At 64.1% G+C, this 20,924-nt stretch carries 21 protein-coding genes; 13 read left to right on the forward strand and 8 right to left on the reverse strand.

The features are described from left to right. The first annotated feature begins 3 nt into the window (after nucleotides 1-3). From flaJ to LDB05_RS12195, 3 genes are all read left to right on the forward strand, one after another. A complete protein-coding gene (flaJ, locus tag LDB05_RS12185; protein WP_226004260.1) occupies nucleotides 4-1,731 on the forward strand; it encodes an archaellar assembly protein FlaJ in 1,728 nt (575 codons plus the stop codon). Between the two features lie 165 nt (nucleotides 1,732-1,896). Next, entirely contained in the window at nucleotides 1,897-2,358 is a 462-nt protein-coding gene (locus LDB05_RS12190) for a FlaD/FlaE family flagellar protein (protein WP_226004261.1), read from the forward strand. Between the two features lie 341 nt (nucleotides 2,359-2,699). Then, nucleotides 2,700-3,200 (forward strand): helix-turn-helix transcriptional regulator, encoded by a 501-nt coding sequence (locus LDB05_RS12195; protein ID WP_226004262.1) that lies wholly within the window; start codon nucleotides 2,700-2,702, stop codon nucleotides 3,198-3,200. 166 nt (nucleotides 3,201-3,366) lie between these two features. Here the strand turns inward: LDB05_RS12195 and LDB05_RS12200 are convergent, their stop codons facing one another. Both LDB05_RS12200 and LDB05_RS12205 read right to left on the reverse strand, forming a co-directional pair. Next, complete coding sequence (locus tag LDB05_RS12200; protein ID WP_226004263.1) at nucleotides 3,367-3,804, reverse strand: DUF7112 family protein; 438 nt, start codon at nucleotides 3,802-3,804, stop codon at nucleotides 3,367-3,369. A 30-nt stretch (nucleotides 3,805-3,834) separates the two neighbouring features. After that, the gene (locus tag LDB05_RS12205; RefSeq protein WP_226004264.1) at nucleotides 3,835-4,242 is read right to left on the reverse strand and encodes a 30S ribosomal protein S6e; all 408 of its coding nucleotides are present in this window, start codon (nucleotides 4,240-4,242) and stop codon (nucleotides 3,835-3,837) included. Between the two features lie 406 nt (nucleotides 4,243-4,648). Between LDB05_RS12205 and LDB05_RS12210 the strand changes: the two genes are divergently transcribed. The 5 genes from LDB05_RS12210 to LDB05_RS12230 all read left to right on the forward strand — a co-directional run bounded on the left by LDB05_RS12210 (nucleotide 4,649) and on the right by LDB05_RS12230 (nucleotide 7,727). Further along, the gene (locus tag LDB05_RS12210; RefSeq protein WP_226004265.1) at nucleotides 4,649-4,927 is read left to right on the forward strand and encodes a WNWW family protein; all 279 of its coding nucleotides are present in this window, start codon (nucleotides 4,649-4,651) and stop codon (nucleotides 4,925-4,927) included. Between the two features lie 53 nt (nucleotides 4,928-4,980). Next, nucleotides 4,981-5,322, forward strand: a complete 342-nt coding sequence (locus LDB05_RS12215) for a hypothetical protein (protein WP_226004266.1) — start codon at nucleotides 4,981-4,983, stop codon at nucleotides 5,320-5,322. A 102-nt stretch (nucleotides 5,323-5,424) separates the two neighbouring features. Next, a complete protein-coding gene (locus LDB05_RS12220) occupies nucleotides 5,425-5,847 on the forward strand; it encodes an SHOCT domain-containing protein (RefSeq protein WP_226004267.1) in 423 nt (140 codons plus the stop codon). 91 nt (nucleotides 5,848-5,938) lie between these two features. Further along, the gene (locus LDB05_RS12225; RefSeq protein WP_226004268.1) at nucleotides 5,939-7,177 is read left to right on the forward strand and encodes an MBL fold metallo-hydrolase; all 1,239 of its coding nucleotides are present in this window, start codon (nucleotides 5,939-5,941) and stop codon (nucleotides 7,175-7,177) included. A gap of 7 nt (nucleotides 7,178-7,184) precedes the next feature. After that, complete coding sequence (locus LDB05_RS12230) at nucleotides 7,185-7,727, forward strand: hypothetical protein (protein ID WP_425498565.1); 543 nt, start codon at nucleotides 7,185-7,187, stop codon at nucleotides 7,725-7,727. A gap of 145 nt (nucleotides 7,728-7,872) precedes the next feature. Here the strand turns inward: LDB05_RS12230 and LDB05_RS12235 are convergent, their stop codons facing one another. Then, a complete protein-coding gene (locus tag LDB05_RS12235) occupies nucleotides 7,873-9,147 on the reverse strand; it encodes a zinc ribbon domain-containing protein (protein WP_226004270.1) in 1,275 nt (424 codons plus the stop codon). Nucleotides 9,148-9,523: 376 nt separating this feature from the next. On the opposite strand from LDB05_RS12235, the gene LDB05_RS12240 reads away from it, so the two are divergent. The 5 genes from LDB05_RS12240 to LDB05_RS12260 all read left to right on the forward strand — a co-directional run bounded on the left by LDB05_RS12240 (nucleotide 9,524) and on the right by LDB05_RS12260 (nucleotide 16,227). Then, nucleotides 9,524-10,492, forward strand: coding sequence for a double zinc ribbon and FHA domain-containing protein (locus LDB05_RS12240; protein ID WP_226004271.1), 969 nt, complete (start codon nucleotides 9,524-9,526; stop codon nucleotides 10,490-10,492). Nucleotides 10,493-10,679: 187 nt separating this feature from the next. After that, on the forward strand, nucleotides 10,680-11,888 hold the full coding sequence (locus LDB05_RS12245; protein ID WP_226004272.1) for a vWA domain-containing protein: 1,209 nt from the start codon (nucleotides 10,680-10,682) through the stop codon (nucleotides 11,886-11,888). An 82-nt stretch (nucleotides 11,889-11,970) separates the two neighbouring features. Then, nucleotides 11,971-13,239: a serine/threonine protein kinase gene (locus tag LDB05_RS12250; protein ID WP_226004273.1), complete on the forward strand. Its 1,269-nt coding sequence runs from the start codon at nucleotides 11,971-11,973 to the stop codon at nucleotides 13,237-13,239. A gap of 2 nt (nucleotides 13,240-13,241) precedes the next feature. Next, complete coding sequence (locus LDB05_RS12255) at nucleotides 13,242-14,918, forward strand: protein phosphatase 2C domain-containing protein (RefSeq protein WP_226004274.1); 1,677 nt, start codon at nucleotides 13,242-13,244, stop codon at nucleotides 14,916-14,918. Between the two features lie 94 nt (nucleotides 14,919-15,012). Further along, nucleotides 15,013-16,227, forward strand: a complete 1,215-nt coding sequence (locus tag LDB05_RS12260) for a serine/threonine protein kinase (protein WP_226004275.1) — start codon at nucleotides 15,013-15,015, stop codon at nucleotides 16,225-16,227. Nucleotides 16,228-16,271: 44 nt separating this feature from the next. Here the strand turns inward: LDB05_RS12260 and LDB05_RS12265 are convergent, their stop codons facing one another. The 5 genes from LDB05_RS12265 to LDB05_RS12280 all read right to left on the reverse strand — a co-directional run bounded on the left by LDB05_RS12265 (nucleotide 16,272) and on the right by LDB05_RS12280 (nucleotide 20,524). Beyond that, nucleotides 16,272-17,825, reverse strand: a complete 1,554-nt coding sequence (locus tag LDB05_RS12265; RefSeq protein ID WP_226004276.1) for a DUF5305 domain-containing protein — start codon at nucleotides 17,823-17,825, stop codon at nucleotides 16,272-16,274. A gap of 2 nt (nucleotides 17,826-17,827) precedes the next feature. Then, a complete protein-coding gene (locus tag LDB05_RS12270; RefSeq protein ID WP_226004277.1) occupies nucleotides 17,828-18,991 on the reverse strand; it encodes a signal peptidase I in 1,164 nt (387 codons plus the stop codon). Between the two features lie 250 nt (nucleotides 18,992-19,241). Then, on the reverse strand, nucleotides 19,242-19,367 hold the full coding sequence (locus tag LDB05_RS23420; protein WP_284145775.1) for a hypothetical protein: 126 nt from the start codon (nucleotides 19,365-19,367) through the stop codon (nucleotides 19,242-19,244). 2 nt (nucleotides 19,368-19,369) lie between these two features. Continuing rightward, on the reverse strand, nucleotides 19,370-19,969 hold the full coding sequence (locus LDB05_RS12275; protein WP_226004278.1) for a hypothetical protein: 600 nt from the start codon (nucleotides 19,967-19,969) through the stop codon (nucleotides 19,370-19,372). Nucleotides 19,970-19,984: 15 nt separating this feature from the next. Then, nucleotides 19,985-20,524, reverse strand: a complete 540-nt coding sequence (locus tag LDB05_RS12280) for a DUF1102 domain-containing protein (protein WP_226004279.1) — start codon at nucleotides 20,522-20,524, stop codon at nucleotides 19,985-19,987. Between the last annotated feature and the right edge of the window lie 400 nt (nucleotides 20,525-20,924).

Here is a 20,924-nt window from a genome sequence, read left to right on the forward strand (position 1 = left end):
ACCATGTCGACCGACTCCCAGTCAGCGCCGGATATGAGCGCTCGATCGCTGCTCGAGTCGCTCAACATGGCGTACGCGAACATGGACATGTCCGCGTCGCGGTATCTGCTGCTCATTATCGCGCCCGCGTTCGCGTTCTTCGTCGGCTCGGGAGTGGCGGTCCTCGTCCTCGGGCTCTCCCTGATGGTCGGACTCCCGGTCGTCATGCTGGGACTGTTGGCGATGGTCGTCGCGATCATCTATCCCAAGCTGGCCCAGGACCGCAAGCGAAAGCAGATCCGGCAGCGCTTTCACCTGTTCCTGACCCACATCACCGTCCTCTCGATGACGAACATCAACCGCGTCGAGATCTTCCGCACCCTCGCGGAGGAAGACGAGTACGACGCCCTCGCGGAGGAGATGGGACACCTCGTCGCGATGGTCGACACGTGGAACCAGAGCCTCGACGACGCCTGCCGGCTCCGGGCCAAACAGACGACGAGTCCCCTCCTGACGGACTTCCTGGAGCGGCTGGCGTACACGGTCGGCGGCGGCCAGCGGATCAGTGACTTCCTGATGGACGAACAGGACACGATCATTCAGCAGTTCGTCACGCGATACGAGGCGGACCTCGCGAAGCTCGACGTGATGAAGGAGCTGTACATGTCGATGATGCTGTCGGTGGCGTTCATCCTCGTGTTCGCGATCGTCCTGCCCATCCTGATCGGGACGAACCCGACCCTCCTCATCGGCGGGACCATCGTCATGTTCTCGATCGTCCAGGTGGCGTTCATCTACGCGATCCACGTCATTTCGCCGTACGACCCCATCTGGTACATCGAGGAGACCGAAGGGACCGGCCCGTTGAATCGAATCCCGCGAGCGATGGCCATCGGTATCGGCTGTAGCGTCGTTCTCGCGCTCGTCATGATAGCCGCAATGCTCGGATACGTTCCGCCCATCGCCGACCGCGCCCCGTTGCCGATCATGGCCGCGATTCCCGTGACGCCGCTGCTCCTCCCCGGCTGGCGGATGCGCCAGGAAGAACAGAAGGTCAAGGTTCGCGACGGGGAGTTCCCCAGCTTCATTCGCGCGCTCGGGGCGGTCGAGAGCGTCAAACAGACCTCGACCGGCAGCGTCCTCGAGAGCCTGCGGCGGAAAGATTTCGGGGCGTTGACGGCCAACATCGACGCGCTCTACAAGCGACTCAACATGCGGATCGACGACATCCGCTCCTGGCGGCTGTTCGCCGCCGAAACCGGCTCCTACCTCATCCAGAAGTTCGGCGACATGTACGTCGTCGGCCGCCAGATGGGCGGCGATCCGAAGGTGCTCGGACAGGTCATCAGCGAGAACCAAAACGAGGTGCTCAAGGTCCGCGAACAACGTCAACAGGCGACGATGACCCTAATCGGCGTCCTCTACGGGATCACCGCCTCGGCCGTTTTCTCGTTTTTCGTCGGCCTCGAGGTCGTCGAGATCATGATGGACATCACGAGCGAGATGAACCTCGGCGAACAGAGCGACATCGCCGGCAGTATACTCAATACCGAACAGTACAACATCCGGACCATCGAGTTCCTGCTTATCCTGACGATCATCATCAACGCCGGGCTCTCGGCGGTCATGATCCGGCTCACCGACCGCGGTCACATGATCAGCGCCCTGGTTCATTTCGTCTTCCTGACCTGGCTCGGCGCAGTGGTCGCCGTCGTTACACAGTACGTGGTCAACGTGGTCATCAGCGTCTGATGGCCCGGTAGCATCCTGCGGTGGGAGTTGACCCGCCCGAATCGCGCTGATCGTCGATCACCACCGGACGAGTCCGCTTTCCGACGACTCACCGTTCGTAATGACACGAATCTTCTTGACCGCTGGACGACTGGAACACCAATAGACCGGCTCCGCCGGCCACTCATGTCAGACTCAAAGCCCTACCTCGAGACGCTCGAACGATCGGCCGGGCGCACCGACGCCACGATCCAGTGGGCGCGCTTTCTCGGCGAAACCTTCGGCACGACGGGCGCGCTGAACTGTCTGCGCTACTACGAGGACCTGGGATGGATCAGTTCCCTCGTCCGCGAGCAGATGGTCTCGTACCTGCGCGGACTCTCGATGGGAGAGATCCACAACAAACGGTACGACGAACCGACCACCCTCGAGTACCCCCTCGAGTCCCTGAGCGGGACGCTCTTCAGCGCGCACGCCCAGAGTCTCGAGTACATCGCGACGATTCGGGGCGACGACCTCGAGGAACACGTGATGATCGCGCGGATGGCCGAACGCCGGGTCGAACGGCGGATCGACGACGACGAAGACGAGGCCGACGAACCCAACGAGATGGTCAGTATCATCCGCGACGGGCCATCGACACACTGACCATATATTCGGCGCGAGGCCACAACAATTATCAAGGGCTTTGGGACCGACCCTATAACTGAAAGAAATAGCCACAGATCGGTGCTTTTCTGAACATGTGCGGCCTTCATATAGCCGCTCTCCGAAATCACGACACGAGTCGACGAGTAGTCAGTTATTATGTTATTCATCGACGTTTGATTTATATATTTAGGAGATTGTTCGGTTCCCTGTCCCTTAATATGTCCCAGCGTCAGGGAATCAGTAGTCGTGAACGAACTCCGCGTTCGGACGTCCGTCGACAGTACGTCGTTGGCGGGCACGAACTGGGTCCGGTCACGAATCCCCATCCGGTGATCGAAATGCGTAAGGATACAACAAATACCGATTCCGTGCTCGACGAACTGTCGAAAGCGGCGACTGCGGACAACCAGTCGGAATCGTACGACATCTCGCTCGGATCGTCCGACGATGCAACGAAAGACGTCGAGCGCGAACTCGACGAACTGATGGACCAGGTAAACAGCGCACTCCCGACCGACGAGGTCCAGTTCGACGAGGCCATCATCAAGGAGAACTTGGACGAGATCCTCCTGATGCTCATCGCGTTGCACGAAGAAACCCACGGGAAGGAACTCCTCTCGGATCTGACCCACCTCTTCGGCGCCCAGCTCAGTCCGGGTACCGTCTACCCGAGCCTGCATAATCTAGAGGAAGAGGACGTTCTCTCGATGCACGCCAAAGTTCGAACCAAGGAGTACTCCATCGACGACGAGGAGTACGTTCGTGCGACCGTCGAACGGACGATGGTCCAACACCTCGCCTTCGGCCTGTTGCTGTACGCCTTCCTGCCGCGCCTCTGAGGAGTTGTGTATTTCTTCCGTGATCGATGCGAGCAGCGACCGCGTTTTCGACGCCGTATCCGACGGATCGCGACACCGGGTGCTCGAGACCGATCCCAGCAGCGACGCAGCCGCCGACGCTCCCGGGGTCACCGTCGATGATACGCGGTGAAATTGCGCGCCGGCGCTATTCATCCTCGAGGGTCTCCGCGATGTCGCTCAGACTGTCGCTTGGCGGTTCGCGGGCGTTATAGTAGGCCGTCTCGCCGGGCGAGCGAAGCCCGTAGAGGAACTCCGGTTCGACGACGTCGATCAATACCGATCCACCCGCGGGAACGTCGTGTTCCGCGGTCCACTCCGTCAATCGATCGGTCGCGCCGCTCGGGTCACGAGCCAGGTCCGGCGTTTCGTAGATTCCCGGAATCGACAACGCATCGCCCGTGAGCGCGCGTTCGACTCGTGCGAACAGTTCGTCGCCGTCGAGAACGACGCGGACGACTTCGTCGGTCGGGAACGCCTCGCGATCCTCGGCCGGCACCTCGAGTTTGACGCCGGTCGCCGTCTCCGTACACGTCGAGCGGACCGTCTGCACCGAGGGATGGTCGCTCGCAATCCTATCAGTCATTGAAACGAATTGAAAAGGGGGATCGACGACTTACTCGTCGTCGCCGTCGCCTTCGCCTTCGGCGAGCAGTTCGTCGACGTCGGTACTGCCCCGCTCGACGATCGACGCGTTGATCTGTGCGACGGCGTCGGACACTTCGCGGCCTCGTACGGTGATTCGGCGGCGCTCGCCGTCACGGGACGGCTTGTAGCCCGTCTGCTCGCCTTTCATCAGGACTTCCTTCAGGTTCGCCCCCGCGACGTCTCGGTTGAGCGGGCGACCGGCCTCGTCGGAGCCGCCGGTGATCTCGAGCGTGTAGCCGTCGAGCCCGACCGCACCGCCGTCGACTTCCTCGCCGATCGACTTGCCGATAAAGCGGTTCGCGTCCTGTTCCTCCGCCTCGAGCTGGTGGGCCAACCCGGACTCCGGGTCGCCGACAACGACAGTGAAACTTGCCATGCCCGACGGAAGACGGCGGTCGGTCAAAAGATCATCGATCGGTCCCGAAATTTTGCTCTGCGGTCTATCCCGCTGACGGCAGCATAGCTGCCGCGCAGCGGGATGTCCCTCGGCAAAATTTCGATCAAAAGCACTCCTCCTTCCCCTCCAGCCGCGCGTTGCGCGGCTTCCGGGTCAGTCGTCGGCCCGCTCGCTCCCTTCGGTCGCTCGCGGTCGTACTGGGTGAGCGCCTGCCCTCCCCCGTTGAGCGGACGCAACGCGTCCGCGATGCTCGGAAGAGCGTGCTCTTCCGTAGGGTCCGACGGCTCTCGCGTTGCTCGAGCCGTCCTCCCGGCCGACCGACTCAGTATCGTTTCGGTGCGGTTCCGCTCGAACAGTCAAGTAGGTAGAACGCCTACGGGAAACCGTGTTCATCGATCCGGGGCGGCTCGAGATTCGCCTGCGCGAGGAGTTCGGCGGGACGATGGGGCAGTCGCGGGTCGTCGTTCGGCAGGCGGTCGATCTCGCGGATTCGGGCCAGTATCAAGCGGACGCGGGAGTGACCCTGACGAACGATCTGGTCATCGACGAGCTGTCGGACGCCCCCAACGGGGCCCCGCCGGACCGGTGGAACTGGTGGATCGGGTCGCTCGAGCTCGCGTACGGCGGCTACGACCGGTTCGGAATCAACCAGTACCGGAAATGACCCACCGGTTGGGATGGCAACACAAATTGTCTTCCGTGACGTAGGCCCGCCCGATGAGCGAGTTGTCGCGACCGATCTGGCCGGCGTATCCGCTCTCGGCGCTGGTCGCCGGCCTCGGCCACTGCTACCTCGGTCAGTGGAAGCGCGGCGGAATCTGGTTCGTCCTGTACGGCCTCGCGCTCGCGTTCCTGAGCGCGCGGTCGCTGTCCGGTGCCCTCGAGCCGGGCGATCCGTTCGTCGTGACGGCCCTGCAGTTCGATACAGTGAGCTATCCCGACGTGGCGGTCCCGCTCGCGATCCTGTCGATCTGTCTGCTCGACGTCTACCTCATCGGGTTGACCGAGCGGACCGCCGCTCGGACGACCGGCGCGGACGAACTGCGAAACGGCTCCTGACGCCGCTGCCGTGATCTGTCGACTTACCTGAAAACCAGCGAATCGTGACGGTCGCTACTACGGTCACGCGTAATTTTTGTGATCGTCCGACGAACGGAACGTATGGGACGTCTCAGCTCCGTCCTCCTGAAAGGACTCGGCGTACTCGTACTCGCGGGGATCGTCCTGAGCGTCGTCGGAACGATCGTCGGAATCGCCCTCTCGATCGTCGCAGCCGTCCTCTCGATGATCGTGTCGCTCGCCATCCTCTGCGTGTTCGTCCTGGCCGTCATCGGATTGGTTTCGGTACTCGATAGCGGGTCGACGACCGAGGACGAGACGGACGCACCACGGCACTCCACCGACGAGACCGACCCGGAAGAACACCTTCGCTCGCGGTACGTCGCCGGCGAGCTCACCGACGCGGAGTTCGAACGGGAACTCGAGCGGCTGCTCAGTTCGGACGAACGCCGTGGTCGAACGGGACCAAACCGTTCGGGTACTCGCGACGGCGTGAGCGATCGGCATCGGCTCCGAGATCGGTAACTCGAGGTCATCCGCAAGCTCACTTTTGGACCCCTCGATCGGTCGTCGCGAACCAACGGAGGCAAGCCGGCCGGATCCCAACGGTCCGGTAATGGACGTCCAGTTGCTGGGTGGCGCGCGCGAGATCGGTCGGAGCGCGATTCTCGTCGACGACACGCTGTTGCTCGATTTCGGCATGGATTCGGGGAACCCGCCGTCGTTTCCGGTGGGCGACGTCGACCCCGACGCCGTCGTCGTCAGTCACGGCCACCTCGATCACGTCGGCTCCGTCCCGGCGCTCCTGGCGGGCGACGCGCGGCCGTCGATCCACTGGACGCCGCCGACCTACGACCTCACGATGGTGCTGGCCCGCGACACGCTGAAGCTCCACGGGGGAAGCTACGACTGCCCGTTTACCGAGGCCGAACTCGCTCGCGTCGCACAGGTGTCCGAGACCCACGGCTACGAGGACACGTTCGAGGCCGCGGGCTACGAGATCACGTTCTTCGACGCCGGCCACGTGCCGGGCAGCGCCCACGTGCTCGTCGACGACGGCGAGACCGAACTGCTCTACACCGGCGATTTTCACACCGAGGAGCAACGATTACTCGACGGGACGACGGCACGACCGGAGGCCGACGTCGTCCTCTGCGAGAGCACCTACTCCGACGTGACCCGACCGCCCCGCGAGGAGATCGAACGCGGGTTCGCCGAGAGCCTGCGGACCACGATCTGGGAGGGCGGTACCGTCGTCGTCCCAGCGTTCGGCATCGGCCGCACGCAGGAGATCCTCTGCATCTGCGAGGAATACGACCTCGAGTGTTACGTCGACGGGATGGGAAAACGCGTCACGGAGCTCTTCCTGCGCGACCGAAACCGAACGTTTCTCCGCGATCCGGAGCTGCTACGTCGAGCGAAGGGCAACGCTCGGTTCGTCGACGGTCGCGACGGCCAGCGCGAGCGGATCGCCGAGCAAAATACGGTCATCGTCACGACGAGCGGGATGCTCCACGGCGGTCCCGCGATGACGTACGTCCCCGCGATCCGGGCGCACCCGACGAACAAGATCGCGATGACCGGCTATCAGGTCGAGGGGACGCCCGGTCGCGACCTGCTCGAGACCGGCAGCGCCGAGATCGACGGCCGGGTGATGCCGGTCAGCGCCCAGGTCGAACAGTACGATTTCTCCGCGCACGCGGATCGGAACGGCATCCGGACGTTCCTCGAGTCCTACGAGGACACGAGGGTGCTGGTCAACCACGGCGATCGGTGTGAAGCGTTCGCCAAGGAACTCCGAGCCGATGGGTACGACGCGGCTGCCCCCGAGCTCGGCGCGCGGCTTGAACTCTGACGCCGCCATGCCGGAGACAGTTACCAGAGCAAACCGCATTCGACGCTGCAGTCGAGCCTCCCGTCCGGCACGTTCAACGGGGAGGGTTTTCCCTCGGACCGATGTCGACGTATACGTGACAGACACCGATCCGAGCGCGGGCCCCGACACGGAGACCGATCCGGACGAGCTCGCGTTGAGCGACGCCGAACAGGCCGCGCTCCACGAACTGCAGCTGGGAATCGAACACGTCCATCGAGCCTACGGCACCTTGCTCGAGTTCCACCACCAACTGGGCCACGCGATGGATCGGATGGGTGACGCCGAGGACCGGCTTCGGAACGCCGGCCACGAGGAGTGGGCGAACGAACTCCGTGACGACCACCTCCCCGCGGGTGCGATCAGCGATCAGTGGACCTACGAACTCGTCGAGGAGTTCTCGGGGGAGTTCCTCGAGGAGGTCGATACCTTCGAGGACGCCGTTCGGGAGGAACTGGCCGACGGGCTCGACCACGTGACCGAACGCCGGCAGAAACGCCGGTTACGCGAGCGGGCCGAGGACGACGGCTGATCGGCGTTCGAGTCGGGCCACTGGCCGCTCGAGTGAATCGTCGTGCGCGATGTGGACGGCGGTGCTCGGGTGAACGCGTCCAGTGGACGGGCGGCCGTGAGGAGTTCCGGCCGCGAATCGGACGAGTCCCGGAATCGAGGGTCGGTCACAGGTCGCCGCCGCAGAACGGACAGAAATTGTAGACGCCGTCCGACGGGATCTCTTTCTCGCAGTCGGGGCACGTTTCGACCGGCGTCTCGTCGGGAATGTACTGATCGAAGTCGTCGACGAATATCCGGGTATCGGAACCGGTCCCGTCGCTGCTCGAGTCGGCGGCCGAGCTAGCAGCGTCGGCAGACGATGGGTCGTCAGTGCCAGCGCCTCCGGATTGTGTATCTGGAGACGGATCGTCCGCGTCCGACGTGTCGGTGGGGCTCGCGGACGGCCCGTCGTCCGCCGACGTGCTCGCGGCACGGTCGGCCGACGAGTTCGAACTGGAGGCATCGTTCGATTTCGACCCGCTGCGAGGAGCGGATCCCGTTCCCGGGCTCGACGGAACGACGTCGCTGGAGGATCGAGCCTTCTTCGAGGAGGGTCGGCCAGCACCCGCGCCGGTGGGCTGCCGACCGGACGAGTCCGATCGCATGCGCGACGTGAGGTCGGAAATCGTGTCTCTGAGATTCGGCAGCGATCCGGCAGACGGCGTGCGGGACGAAATCGCGTTTCGGGAGACCGGGACCGACCAGTCGGGCCCGTCCCATCGCGATTGTCGACTGTAGAGCGTCTCGATGCCGTAGAGTACCGTGACGAGGATCGGAACGGCGATCACGACGGATCGCACCATCGGTGTTCCCCCGCCGACTGCCACCGGATCCAGTGTCCGCGCGATCGGTCGTCCCGAACCGATCATTCGGCTGGCGAGGTCGAGCAGCACGACGACGACCGGGAACGCGGTGAGAGCACCGGCGACCAGCCCGTCGCGTTCGCGGTCTCGGCGGAGCGAATCGATCGCGATCGTCCGGTACGCCAGCGCGTACGCCGAGATAGCGATTGGGAAGAAGAGCCACGAGGAGAGCCGTATCGAACCGGTAGTCCAGATCGAGTAGCCGACTGAAACGGCGATACCGATAGCCGGAACGAGCAACAGGGGAAGCGCGTTGACTTCGTCGAACCACGAGTCGAAGCAGTAGCGATAGCCGACGACGAGGAGTCCGCCACCCCCGAAGAGAACCAGCAGCGTCCCGAGTCCGATCACGACGTTGACGACTGGGAGAACGGCACCACCGACACCCGCGGCGTCGATCGCCATGCTAATCGCGACCGCGAGGAGTTCGGCGAGAGCGAGGGTGAAGAACGTCGCCAGCAACGCGATGGGAACCGCGACCAGTTCCAGGAGAACGAGTGTTTCGTGGTCGTTACCTGATCCGTTCGGGGGGCGCATTGTATCCCGATATCTTGTGTTTGACGTAAATACTTAGCGTTTGTTTGGATTGTAGTGTCTGTTGTGATCGGTATCGTAGGGCGGAGCTCCTGTGACGAAATCAGAATCAGGGCTGTATTATGTCGACAACGAAATCGGCGAGTGTACGGCCGCCAGTCGCGTCTCTCCCGTCGTTCCCTCCAACGTCACCACCGATCGAGCGACAGACTGCACCCGTACTCCCAGCTAGACTATAGTTGTATTTTTTATATTTACAGGTGCAGTCCGTGAGTGTAGAGACTTCGTACGTCCGATACATCTCCCCAAAATCGGAGAAAAAACACGCCAGTTCTGGCATACTTTTTTCTATTATGACTGAGAAAGTGCGCTGAATACCATGGCAGAACAAACCGAATTCAGCTGCGTCTCGTGTGAAACGACGTTCGATCCGTCCCCGAACGGCGGATTCTGTCCGAACTGTAACACGCCACACCCCGACTACGAAGCGCCGAGTGGTGACGACGCTGATAGTTCCGACGAGGAGTCCGAAACCGTCGACGACGCGACCGATGCCGAGGACGACGTCGAGGTAGAATACGACGAAGAAGAAGAGGCAGAGACGGACGGCGACGACGACGCGGAAGCGGACACCGACGGCGACGATGCCGAAGACGACGGAGCGGAGCCGGGAGAGGACGAGCCGGCGACGATCGAGTGCCAGTCGTGTGACTCGACGGTCGATGCGTCGGCAGCGTTCTGCCCGAACTGCGGGGAGGAACTCGAGGAAGAGGACGAGAGCGAGGCGGACGAGCCGGTGGAGCTCACCGAGTGTCCGGACTGCGGGAACTCCATCGACGAGGAGTCGTTCTGCCCGAGCTGCGGGACGGATCTGGATGCGATTCGGGAAAGCGGAGGCGTCGACGATGCCGGCGACGAGGAAGCCGCTGACGAGGCCGGTGACGACGAGGGCAATGACGAAGCCGACGACGCCGACGATGAAACCGCAGACGACGAAGCGAGCGATGACGAGGCATCGGACGACGAAGCCGACGACGTCCCGACCGAAGTGACGCTCGAGATCGACGGCGAACCCTACACGTTCGGTGACGGTGACGTGTTCGGCCGACGCGACGAGGAGTGGCTCGCGGACCTGGTTTCGGCGAGCGGCGGCCGCGAAGAGGCCCGATATCTCTCGAGCGAGCACCTCGAGTTCGCGGTCGAAGACGACGGCGTCTACGTGACTGACGTCAGTACGAACGGGACGAAGCGCAACGGAACTGCCATGGACGGTTCCGAGGAGAAGCTCGAGGACGGCGATACGCTCGAGCTCGCCGGTCGTGCGGAGATCGACGTGACGCTGTCGTAGCGACCGACGACCCGAGCCGTCCGCGTTCGCCGCGATAGTCGCGGTTTCTCTCGGCCAGATGCGTCAGCGTCGCGTAACGGGATGCCGTTTTTTCCACGCCCGTGTCGAGTCGGTTTCGTATCAACTGACATTAGATACCAGCGAAAAAGTTATCAGATCATCCTGAGAGGTATGATTAGTTACCGCAATGACGACCGACTTCTCAACGAAACTGAATCGACCGTACGTGCCGGAGAACGGGGGCGGAATTACCTGCGAACTCACTATCGAACCGGACGACGACGGGAACGACGAGCCGACGGAGCGACACATCGCGCTCTGTATCGACAGCAGCGGGTCGATGTCCTACAAGAAAATGGACCAGGTTCGCGACGCGACGAACCTCGTCTTCGGGCTCCTGAACGATCAGGACTACCTGAGTATCGTCACGTTCGATACCGAGGTCGACGTCATCATGGAAGCGACCCGGTGGGGAGACATCGAGCGCAGCGAGGCCGAGGCGAAGCTCGACGAAATCGAAACCCGCGGCGGGACCGACATCTACGCCGGCCTCGAGGAGGCGCGAAAGTCGCTGCGCGGCCTCGACGAGGGAGAGGGGATCGCAAAGCGGATCCTGCTGCTCTCGGACGGCCGCGACATCCGACTCGAGGAGCCGGACTTCGAGCCGCTGGCGAAGGCGACCGCGGACGGCGGGACGTCGATTTACTCCGCCGGGATCGGCTCGAATTACGACAAGGGTATCATTCGGACGCTGGGCGAGCACTCCCAGGGCCAGTGGGCTCACGTGGAGAACCCGATGGACATCCGATCGTTCTTCGGGGACGTCGTCCAGGAGGCGTCGACGGTCGTCGCGAACAACCCCGAACTGGTGATCGATCTGGAGGAGGGCTGTGAGGTCGGCGACGTCTACCGTCGGCTCCCGCAGGTGCAGGAGGTCGACGTCGAGCACGCCGGGGGAAGTGCGATCATCGGACTGCCGGACCTGCTGGACCGCGAGCAACAGAAGGTCGTCCTGACCATGGACGCTCCCGTGGGCGAAATCGGGACGACCGCGACGATCGCCAACGTCGACCTGCAGGCCGGGTCGGCGTCGGCATCGACCGACATCTCGGTCAGCTACACCGACGACGAGGAGAAACTGGCGACCCAGAACGAGGACGTCACCCTCAGCTACCGCGAGACGGATCTCCGCACCCGTATCGCCCACGCCGACGACGAAGAAGAGATCGAGGAGGTCAAGGACCTGATCGACGAGACCGAGGTCATCACCGGCGAGACGGAGATAACGGACGCACTCCGAGAGAACGTCACGCGGATCGAGGAAGGCGACGAGGAAGAGGTCCGCGAGATTCAGGAGAACACGACGGTCGTCTACGATGCCGGCCGGTTCGACTGAAAACGGTCGACGCGGTCGACCGGTGGCGGCGGATACCGTCCGCGGACGATCGGACACAGAGAGACACTAAGTACCAACCAAAATGTCAGAGCCAACAGCCGGAGACGAACTCGCCGGCCGGTACGAGATTCAAGAACAGCTCGGGAGGGGCGGCTTCGGCGTCGTGTGGGCCGCAACCGACACCGACACGGGACAGTCGGTCGCACTGAAACACCCCAACTACAACGGGAACGCGCCGGACGACCTCGTCGACAAGTACTTCGAGCGAGAGCGGGACGTCCTCGAGGACATCCGCGACGCGGGCGGCCATCCGAACATCATGGGGTACTACCGGAAGGAACACGGGTTCGGAATGCCGGTCCTCGTCATCGAGGCGATCGACGGCGAGGAGCTCGGCACGGTCGTCAAGAACGACGATCCTATCACCGACGACGACGAGGTCCGCGAGATCGGCATCGGGATCTGCGACGCGCTCTCCTTCCTCCACGATCACGACCTCATCTACCGGGACCTCAAGCCGGACAACATCATGATCAACGGAACCAGGAACCCGAAGATCATCGACTTCACCACGGCCAAAGGGTTCGTCCCCGAACGCGGCGGTGCCGAGTTCACGACGGAGAGTTCTGCGAGTTCCGCGGCCGGGGAGTCGAACGCGGACTCGACCGTCCCGGGGGAGTTCAAACCGCCGGAACTGAATCAGGGCTCGGAACAGCGGCAGGGCCCCTGGAGCGACGTCTACTCGATCGGGAAGATCCTGTGTTACCTCAAGGTCGGCTGGGTCCCCGACGACGACGGCGTCGCACCCTCGGACTTCGGCATCGAGACGGCGCCGTACATGGACGAGATCATCCGGCTCTCGACCCAGCACGATACCGTCGACCGGTATCCCAACGCGTCCGTTCTCAAGCGATCCCTCGAGAAGCGCGACGCGACGATGCCGGCGCAGGCGTCGGTCCACTGGCTCGGCCGCGACGAGCGGTGGACGATCAGTCCGGGCGACACCATCGGCAGGGTGACGCCTGACGGACCTCGGCCCTCGATCATGCTCGAGGACGACCGACACAAGGCCCTCTCGGCCGTTCACTGCCGGTTCGACACCGACGAGGACGGGAACTGGCGGGTCATCGACACCAGTCTCAACGGCACCTACATCAGCAAACACGACGAACAGGAGTGGCACCTCCTGCTGTCGGAGGCCGGACAGGAACGCCAGCGACGCCACGGGGAGTCGGTTCCCGACGATCTCGAGGCGTCGACGGCGCTCGAGGGCGGCGACACGATCGCGCTGGTCAGTCCATCCTACCCCGAGCGGTTCTACTTCCAGTTCGATCACCAACCCGTGGAATGACTATGGAATACGCGAGCACTATCGATATCGGCGCACGGAAGCAACGACGCGACGGAATCAACGAGGACGGCATCGCGACGGCGGTCTTCGAGAATCAACACCGGCAGACGGAACGGCCGGTCGGAGTCTTCGTCCTCGGTGACGGGGTCGGCGGCGAGGACTGCGGCGACGTCGCCGCCTTCCTGGCGACGACCGTCGTCAGGAAGCGGCTCACCGACGCCCTCCTCGGTCCCGGAACGGACGTCCCGGAACGGTTCGGTATCGACTCCTACGAGCCGACGCCGCCGACGGCCGACGCCGACCCGAACGGGGCCGTCTCCGAAGGAAAGATCAAAACCGCGATTCAGGAGGGGATCGACGCTGCCCACCAGCACATCCAGGAGTTCGCCCAGAGCATCGGCGGCCGCCCGGCGACGACGCTCGTCGTCGGCGTCTACGTCGACGGGCACCTCCACTACGGCTGGGTCGGCGACAGCCGGATCTACGTCATCAACGAGCGCCACGAGGAAACGAAACAGCTCACGCGGGATCACGCCGTCACGAACGACCTGCTCGAGAAGGGGGAGATCGACGACGAGGTGTACGCCCGCATCCACCCCGATGCGACGGCGATCACGAACGTCGTCGGCGGCTCCGCGCACGGCCAGCCGAGCGTCGACGTCGAGTTCGGGTCCACCGAGATCTACCGCGACGACATCATCCTGTTTACGAGCGACGGCCTGGTCGACGCGTTCCCGGACAACCGCTCGCTTCGGGAGACGTACCAGCAGGCGACGGACATGGACGCCGCTCGCGAAGAGATCCGCGAGTCGCTGGTCACGGACGACGAGATCCGAGATATCGTCCTCGGGGCCGACGATCTCCGGGAGGGGGTCGAGCAACTCGTCTCGTTCGCCAACGACCGCGGCGGCAAGGACAACCTCTCCCTGACGCTGGCCAGGGATCGGGGAACGACGCCGTCGCCGGACTCGCCGCCGCTTCGCGGTGCGGCCACCGACACTCGGGAGCTGACGAACCAAGAGACGATCATCGATCCGCCCGAGGAGGCCGCCGAGTCCGGTTCGGCGACCGACTCCGGTGATAGCGGCGGAAGCACGCGAGCCGGAAGCGAGGCGAACGCCTCGTCCGGCGGCTCGAGGCGATCGTCACAGGACGGCGGAACGGCGAAGGTAGTTTCGGCCGGCGAGGGCGACCCGCCGACGGCCGCGGTCACGATCGCGGGTGACGAGACCATCTTCGAGATCGTCGACGGCGTCACCATCGGCCGGACGACGGATGGGAGCGACCAGAGCCCGAACATCGGTCTGGTCGTCGGCGACGACGCGTCCGTCGAGCCCCACCACGTCCGGCTGGAGTGCGACGACGACGGCTACTGGCAGGTCCGCGATATCAGCGCCGTCGGGACGTTCGTGGAGACCGGCGACGGGACGTGGACGGTGCTGCTCTCGAGCGAGGGGGCCGACCTCCATCGCGAGCACGGGTTCGACCCGAGCACCGCCGCCGACGGCGATCTCGACGAGACGACCCGACTGGAAGAGGGGATGGCGTTCACGTTCGAGGACCCCCGGAAGGAGGACCCGATCACGTTTCGCTTCTTCTCGTCGGTCGAGCACGCCCAGAACCGGACGCGCTGGAGTGACTCGACGGACGGGAGGCCCTTCAATGGGTTCTCCACGTAAGCGTGCGGGTACTCCCGTGTCCGAATTCCGTATCCCCAACCGTCGAAACGGACAGTCCCCGTGAACGGCGAGCGGGCCGCCGGAGCGAAGCGCGATGACGGAGGGCGAGCGGACGGGCACGATCGTCGACGACCGGTTCCGTCTCGAGGAGCGACTCGCCGCCGGCGGTCTCGGGACGGTCTGGCGCGCGACCGACCGTGAGCGAGAGATTCAGGTCGCACTCAAGTGCGAGAACGACGGCTCGCACGATCCGGAGCAGGTTCGGGCGCACTTCCAGGGGGAACTCCAGTGGTTCCGCCGGTTCGAGGGGGGACCGGTTCCCGGATCGCTCGTGCAGTTCGTCGACGGTGCGGTCGACGGAGACACGGTGTACATCGCTACGGAACTGATCCGCGGCGGCTCGGTCGACGACGTCGTGGACCGCGAGACGGATCCGGAACCCGCCCTCGAGCGCGTTCGGGAGCTCGGCGGCCCGGTCTGCCGGACGCTCGAGTTCCTCCACGGAAACGGCGTCGCGCACCTCGATGTGACGCCGAGTAACGTGCTCGTTCGCCGGTCCGGCCAGCCCGCAGTGATCGATCTGAACGCCGCGGTGGCGACCGAGACGGAGCCGGACGTCCGCTTCGGTCGCGATCCGTTCAAACCGCCCGAACAGACGCGGACGAACAATCCCACTGCATCGATCGGCCCGTGGTCCGACGTGTACGCGCTCGGACGGTTTCTCGCCGTTCTGCTGACCGGAACGACGGAGGCGGATTCGAACGAAGCCCGGGAGCCCGTCGATCTTCAATCTCGCGGCGTCAATTGCCCGTCGGCTCTCAGCGACCCGATCCGTCGCGCGACCGCACCCAACTACCGCGACCGGTTCGACGACGCCGGCGACCTCTACGACGCGCTCGTCCCGTTCCTCGAGGTATCGGATCGAGCCGCCGAGTTGGTCCACGAGCCGTCCGAGCGCGCCGTTCGCGTTCGTCCCGGCGACACCGTCGGCCGCTGGGCGGCGGACGGACGGACTCCGACCGTCGTGTTCCCGGACGACGAGCGATACCTCTGTCCCGAACACGCCGCCCTCGAGTGCGACGAGGAGGGCTGGCAGCTTCGAGACCGGAGTCTCAACGGAACCTTCGTTCAGCGGGAGGGTCCGTGGGAGTACGTGCTCTCTCGAGAGGGGCGGGAGCGCCGGCGCGACGCTGACGCACCCCTTCCGCGCCCCGATCCGCCGGCGTCGATCCGGCTGGCCGACGGCGATCGCATCTCGCCGGTCTCACCCGACTACGGCTGTCACGTGGTGTTTCGGCCCGAAGAGTGAACCGACGAGTTCTGCCGCTGTTACCGCTCCGTGAGGATCCCGGCTCAGTCGTCCCCGGTCGAGTCGCTCGTGGTCGCTCCGCCGGGCTCACTCGCGGTCGCTTCGTCAGGGTTCGATCCGTTCTCGGACCGAGACTCCCAGCCGAGCGGCGCGGGCTCGAGGAGGTCTTCTTCCCGTAGTCCGGCGAGTCCGAGCAGGTCGTCGTCGTCGATTTCGACGGCGGAGTCCGACTCCGACATGGCCCCTGAATCGGGAGCCGACGTTGCATGCGGATCGGCCTGCGAAGCAGTCCCCGACTCGGCGGCAGGCGTTTCGTTCGAATCGGTATCCGACGCTGCCGTCGAGTCGGTCCTCGCCGCTCGGTCGTCGGTCACTGGTGGGGTGTCGGACGCGTCGGAGAGTGCCGGCCGGTCACTCCCGCTTTCGGCGATCGATTCGCCGTCAGTTACTGACTGAGGGGTATCGTCTGCAAACGAAATTCGATCGTCGATGTCCTTGGCCGCCGACGGTTTCGCCGGCGGCTCGAAGACCGAGACCATCCCGTCGCCGCGAACGACGTACAGCTCCCGCTCCGGATCGAAGACGATCGCCGATCCGACGTCGATCCCGAATTCGGCCAGCGCCAACAGCGTCTCGAGTTCCCCTCGCGGACCCTCGAGCGCGGCGTCGGGCAGCCGCATGGTCGTGATCACCTGTTCGAACTCGTCGCGGTCGTCGCGATACGCGAGCCACTCCCGCTCGGCGGCCGTCGGGGTCGGAACGCGCCGAGAGACGTATCTGAGTCCGACGAGTCCGCCGATGCCGAGGACTACCAGCAGCGGCCCGCCGATGCTCCGAACCGGGCTAACCGAAGCGGGGACGGTTTCGGTCTCGTACTCCTCGTGAGTCTCGGTGTAGGATTGGTCGTCCGTGATTTCATACGTTCCGCTATCGGCATCGATCGTGACCCGATAGCTGTCCGCCGTCGATCGTCGCTCGCCGGCGATGGTGCCGTCGATCTCTCGCTCGAGGACGAGTTCGATATCCGTGTCGCCCCGGCTGGCCTCGAGGTCAGACTCGATCTCGTCGATTCGAGCCGTAATCTCGCTGACGTTGACCGAGAACGCGGCGGTGACGTTCTCTCCCGGTTGCACGTCCGCTTCGCGGGTCGACGCCAGTCGTTCGCGCTCGCTCCAGTGGGTGGTGTTGTCGGACCCGACGGAACGATACACGAGATCGACCGTGAGTCCGACCTGGACGTTATCGCTCGTTCGCGCGTCGTACCCCGCGACGAACTCCCCGTCGACCGTCGGGCTGATGGCCGTATAGTAGAGGGGATCGTTCTCGAGGCGCGTCCCCTCGGCGTAGACCGTGTTCGGTTCGGTGACCGTAGCCGCGTGGGACACGTCTCCCGTCGCGGTCCAGGCCGCCGTCCGTTGCTGCGTCGTCTCTTCGCCCGGCGTCGCGTAGGCGCCGTAACTGATCCACCCGCCCAGTGCCACCAGCACGACGAGGGCGACGATGATCGCCGTCCGATACTCCGCCAACAGAACGCGGGAGCGCAGTCGGCGCTCGTCGTCCACCGTGCCGCCGTCCGTCTCGGTCAGACGTCCACTCATTCTCAGTAGAGCCTCCGAATGATCGACCGCGCCGTGGTCCGCCGACTGCGGGCGGCCAGTCGTCTCGAGCGAGCGTCCACCGGTCCGGCGAGTACCCGACCGAGACCGTAGGTTCCACCGCCGAGTAGCGAAAGGATAGTGGCGAACGGCACCCACGGGTGGAGCTCGTAGAGAGCGTCGAGAACCGGTACCGGAAGCACGTACAGGTAGCGATACTCGGTGATGTACGTCGGGAAGTAGCCGGTCTCGTCGGGTGTCGTAATCGAGACCGTGACCGACGTCTCGTCCCGTGGACCGACGGTCGCCCGGTCCGGTGTGACCGTCACGTCGTCGCCGCCGGATTCGACGTAGGAGACCGTCGGAACGAACCCACCGTTCGAAACCGTATACGGGATCTCGTCGGTCGTTCCCCGTTCGATCACGAGCGGTTGCTCCGACTCGAACTCCGCGCTGATCACGTCGTAGGACTGCGTCCCCGCCGGCACGATCATCGCCGCCCCTCCTGCGGAGACGACTAACAGCGCGAACCCGGCCGAGAGCACTCGCGGATCGATTCCGTCGCCCCCGTCGTCGCTACCGAGCCGCGATTCGAACGACGTCGATCGCCGTTCGCGGACCGTCTCGGCGACGTAGAGGACGCTCGAGAAGGCGAGCAGAACCACCGCCAGGCCCGAGTTTCCGAGGAGGTTCCGCGTTCCGAACGCGGCCGCCAGTTTCGTTTGAACACCGCCGAACGCATCGCTCACCGACATGACGGCCGTCCCGAAGTGAGGGATCGTCACGACCGCGCCGTTGACTTGCCACGCGGTCGCGACGATCTGAGCGTCCTGTACGTGGGGCTCGTTGCCGTCCTGATCGGTAAACGGATTCGCGTCCCCGCGCGTTACGTACCCGCGAGGCGTCTCCTCGACGATACGGTGCGTCGTCAGTCCGCCGCCCTGAATCTTCTCGGCCTCGAACACAACGACGTCGCCCGGCTCCGGTTCGCCGGTCACTTCGCTCGGAACGGCGATGAATCCGTCACCCGTGTCGATCGTCGGTTCCATACTCCCGGTTTCGACGAAACTGAGCAGTATCGGCTGTCCGAGCAGTTGCCCCGCGACCAGCGCGAGAACGGTAACGACAACGAGTCCTCGCAGTGCCCATCCGACCCCCCGACGAATCATTTTTCCACTAGATCAACGAGATGAACTCACATATAAATATGTATCCATAAGAGTTTGGCTAGTTATAAGAATACGGTTTCCGACGGGAACGTACCCGGTAACGGGGTTCGAAGCGTGCGTACTGTACGCCACGTTCGGTACTCGAGACGCTCGTCGAGGGCGGAATCCGGCAAAGTGAGGTGATCGGCTTCCTCCGAGAACCGGTCCCCGAAGGGGTTCGATCCGTCGACGGCTCTCGTAGTGGGTGTGGTTAGCTGTTGAAGAGCCGTTCGAGCTCCGCGTTGATCGCGTCTCGATCCAGTTCCTCGCTATCGAGGTCGAAATCGACGTCCGCGACCTCTTCGTAGTCGCTGAGTGTCGGTGTGTCGTTCGTCATCGTCAGAGTTCCTCCGCAGTGATTTCGATTTCGTCGCTGATCTCGACCGAGTCCACCGCGCTCTCGGGAATCGCAAAGGCCGCCAGGCTGAAGTCGATCTCGTCGCCGGGCGAGAGCTCCGAGAGGGAAATGAGGTTCACCGGCGGGGACCACGACATGTCGTAATCGAGCGCCACGCCGCCGATCTGTGGCACCAGAAGGACGCCGAGAACGCCGTCGAAGTTAGCGAAGTCCGCGTCGGCGAACGCCAGCGGCGCGACCTCGAGTTGAATGTCCTGTGTCCCCTGGTTCTGGATCTTGAACAGGTCCGCGATCCCGGTCACGGCGTTGGCGTTCAACCCTTCGCCGCCGGCGAGACCGGAGCCGATGTTGTCGTTGTCGCCGGTCAGGTTGATCGCGAGTGCGTCGCTGTCCGTCGTATCGACGTAGTTGCCGTTCGGTCCGTCGCCGGGTTTGATGCCGAGGTACGCGCTGGAGTCGTCGGTGACCGCGACGCCGACGTCGCGCTCCGCCTCGACGTTACTGAACGCCCCGGTTCCCAGGGCGATGCCACCGCTCGCGGCGAGCGCGCCGGCACTGAGTACGAATTTTCGTCGTTCCATATCGTTCTACTCCGTTTAGTTCGCCGTCGCGCTGACGGTCACCGAGTCGAGCAGCTCGTCGCCGTCGCCGAGCCCGCTGCCTTCCGTGTCGACCTCGACGCTGACGGTCGTGCTTTCGCCGGGACCTAACGTGACGGGACTGGTCGCCAGCGAATCGCCGTCGTAGGCCTCGCCGTCGGGGTAGAACGAGACGCGGCTCGCGTTGTCGCCGGTCTTGGAGAAGTCGACGTCGACCTCCTGGGTCCCCTGGTTTTCGATGACGAACAGGTCGTCGATCTCCGTGATCGCGTCCGGATTGACGCCGTCACCGCCCGCGTCGGTGGGGTTGTTCGAGCTGAGGTCGATCGTCAGCGTCCCGCCGTTTCCGTCGCCCGTCACGTACTCCGAGTTCGCGCCGCCGGCGCCTTCGAGGCGCAGGTAAGCGGAGGCGTCGTCGGCGACTTCGACGTCGACGTCTCGTGATGCGGTCACGCTCGAGAACGCACCCGATCCGACGGCTGCAGCAGTTCCCGATGCCAGTGCTCCCATTCCGATAACGAATTTGCGTCGTTGCATGGTTGGATTCTCCGTTGTGTCGTTCGCAGGCGATCACGCGGCCGCGCTCGGACGGCGGCTCGGCGCTCGCCCCGACCCCCGCTGCGGGGATCACGAGAAATCCGTGACCGGGAAGGGGTATTGTAATACAGACGTGGACTCGAGTCCGTGAGACGTTACCGTTGGGTCAACCGCTCGCGTACCGAACGGACGACGGCGTATCGGATCGGTTGACCGCTGTCGGTGCGGAACAGTCAGTCGTCGACACCGGTGCAACCACCGTTGACTCGCGGTCAACCGACTCGAGACCGAGACCCGACCGTCGTCTGTGAACAGTTGACTACCAGTCAACGGCAGTCTGAACCGGCAATATAGTGTAAAATGTCTAATACTGTCGGCCAACAGCGCGATAGTGACCCAT

Origin of the sequence: Natrinema salinisoli (assembly GCF_020405205.1) — an archaeon.
GTDB lineage: Archaea > Halobacteriota > Halobacteria > Halobacteriales > Natrialbaceae > Natrinema > Natrinema salinisoli.

Coding starts and splice junctions, on each gene's coding strand:
- flaJ (WP_226004260.1), top strand. CDS start 4: ATGTCGACCGACTCCCAGTCAGCGCCGGATATGAGCGCTCGATCGCTG.
- LDB05_RS12190 (WP_226004261.1), top strand. CDS start 1,897: ATGTCAGACTCAAAGCCCTACCTCGAGACGCTCGAACGATCGGCCGGG.
- LDB05_RS12195 (WP_226004262.1), top strand. CDS start 2,700: ATGCGTAAGGATACAACAAATACCGATTCCGTGCTCGACGAACTGTCG.
- LDB05_RS12200 (WP_226004263.1), bottom strand. CDS start 3,804: ATGACTGATAGGATTGCGAGCGACCATCCCTCGGTGCAGACGGTCCGC.
- LDB05_RS12205 (WP_226004264.1), bottom strand. CDS start 4,242: ATGGCAAGTTTCACTGTCGTTGTCGGCGACCCGGAGTCCGGGTTGGCC.
- LDB05_RS12215 (WP_226004266.1), top strand. CDS start 4,981: ATGAGCGAGTTGTCGCGACCGATCTGGCCGGCGTATCCGCTCTCGGCG.
- LDB05_RS12220 (WP_226004267.1), top strand. CDS start 5,425: ATGGGACGTCTCAGCTCCGTCCTCCTGAAAGGACTCGGCGTACTCGTA.
- LDB05_RS12225 (WP_226004268.1), top strand. CDS start 5,939: ATGGACGTCCAGTTGCTGGGTGGCGCGCGCGAGATCGGTCGGAGCGCG.
- LDB05_RS12230 (WP_425498565.1), top strand. CDS start 7,185: ATGCCGGAGACAGTTACCAGAGCAAACCGCATTCGACGCTGCAGTCGA.
- LDB05_RS12235 (WP_226004270.1), bottom strand. CDS start 9,147: ATGCGCCCCCCGAACGGATCAGGTAACGACCACGAAACACTCGTTCTC.
- LDB05_RS12240 (WP_226004271.1), top strand. CDS start 9,524: ATGGCAGAACAAACCGAATTCAGCTGCGTCTCGTGTGAAACGACGTTC.
- LDB05_RS12245 (WP_226004272.1), top strand. CDS start 10,680: ATGACGACCGACTTCTCAACGAAACTGAATCGACCGTACGTGCCGGAG.
- LDB05_RS12250 (WP_226004273.1), top strand. CDS start 11,971: ATGTCAGAGCCAACAGCCGGAGACGAACTCGCCGGCCGGTACGAGATT.
- LDB05_RS12255 (WP_226004274.1), top strand. CDS start 13,242: ATGGAATACGCGAGCACTATCGATATCGGCGCACGGAAGCAACGACGC.
- LDB05_RS12260 (WP_226004275.1), top strand. CDS start 15,013: ATGACGGAGGGCGAGCGGACGGGCACGATCGTCGACGACCGGTTCCGT.
- LDB05_RS12265 (WP_226004276.1), bottom strand. CDS start 17,825: ATGAGTGGACGTCTGACCGAGACGGACGGCGGCACGGTGGACGACGAG.
- LDB05_RS12270 (WP_226004277.1), bottom strand. CDS start 18,991: ATGATTCGTCGGGGGGTCGGATGGGCACTGCGAGGACTCGTTGTCGTT.
- LDB05_RS23420 (WP_284145775.1), bottom strand. CDS start 19,367: ATGACGAACGACACACCGACACTCAGCGACTACGAAGAGGTCGCGGAC.
- LDB05_RS12275 (WP_226004278.1), bottom strand. CDS start 19,969: ATGGAACGACGAAAATTCGTACTCAGTGCCGGCGCGCTCGCCGCGAGC.
- LDB05_RS12280 (WP_226004279.1), bottom strand. CDS start 20,524: ATGCAACGACGCAAATTCGTTATCGGAATGGGAGCACTGGCATCGGGA.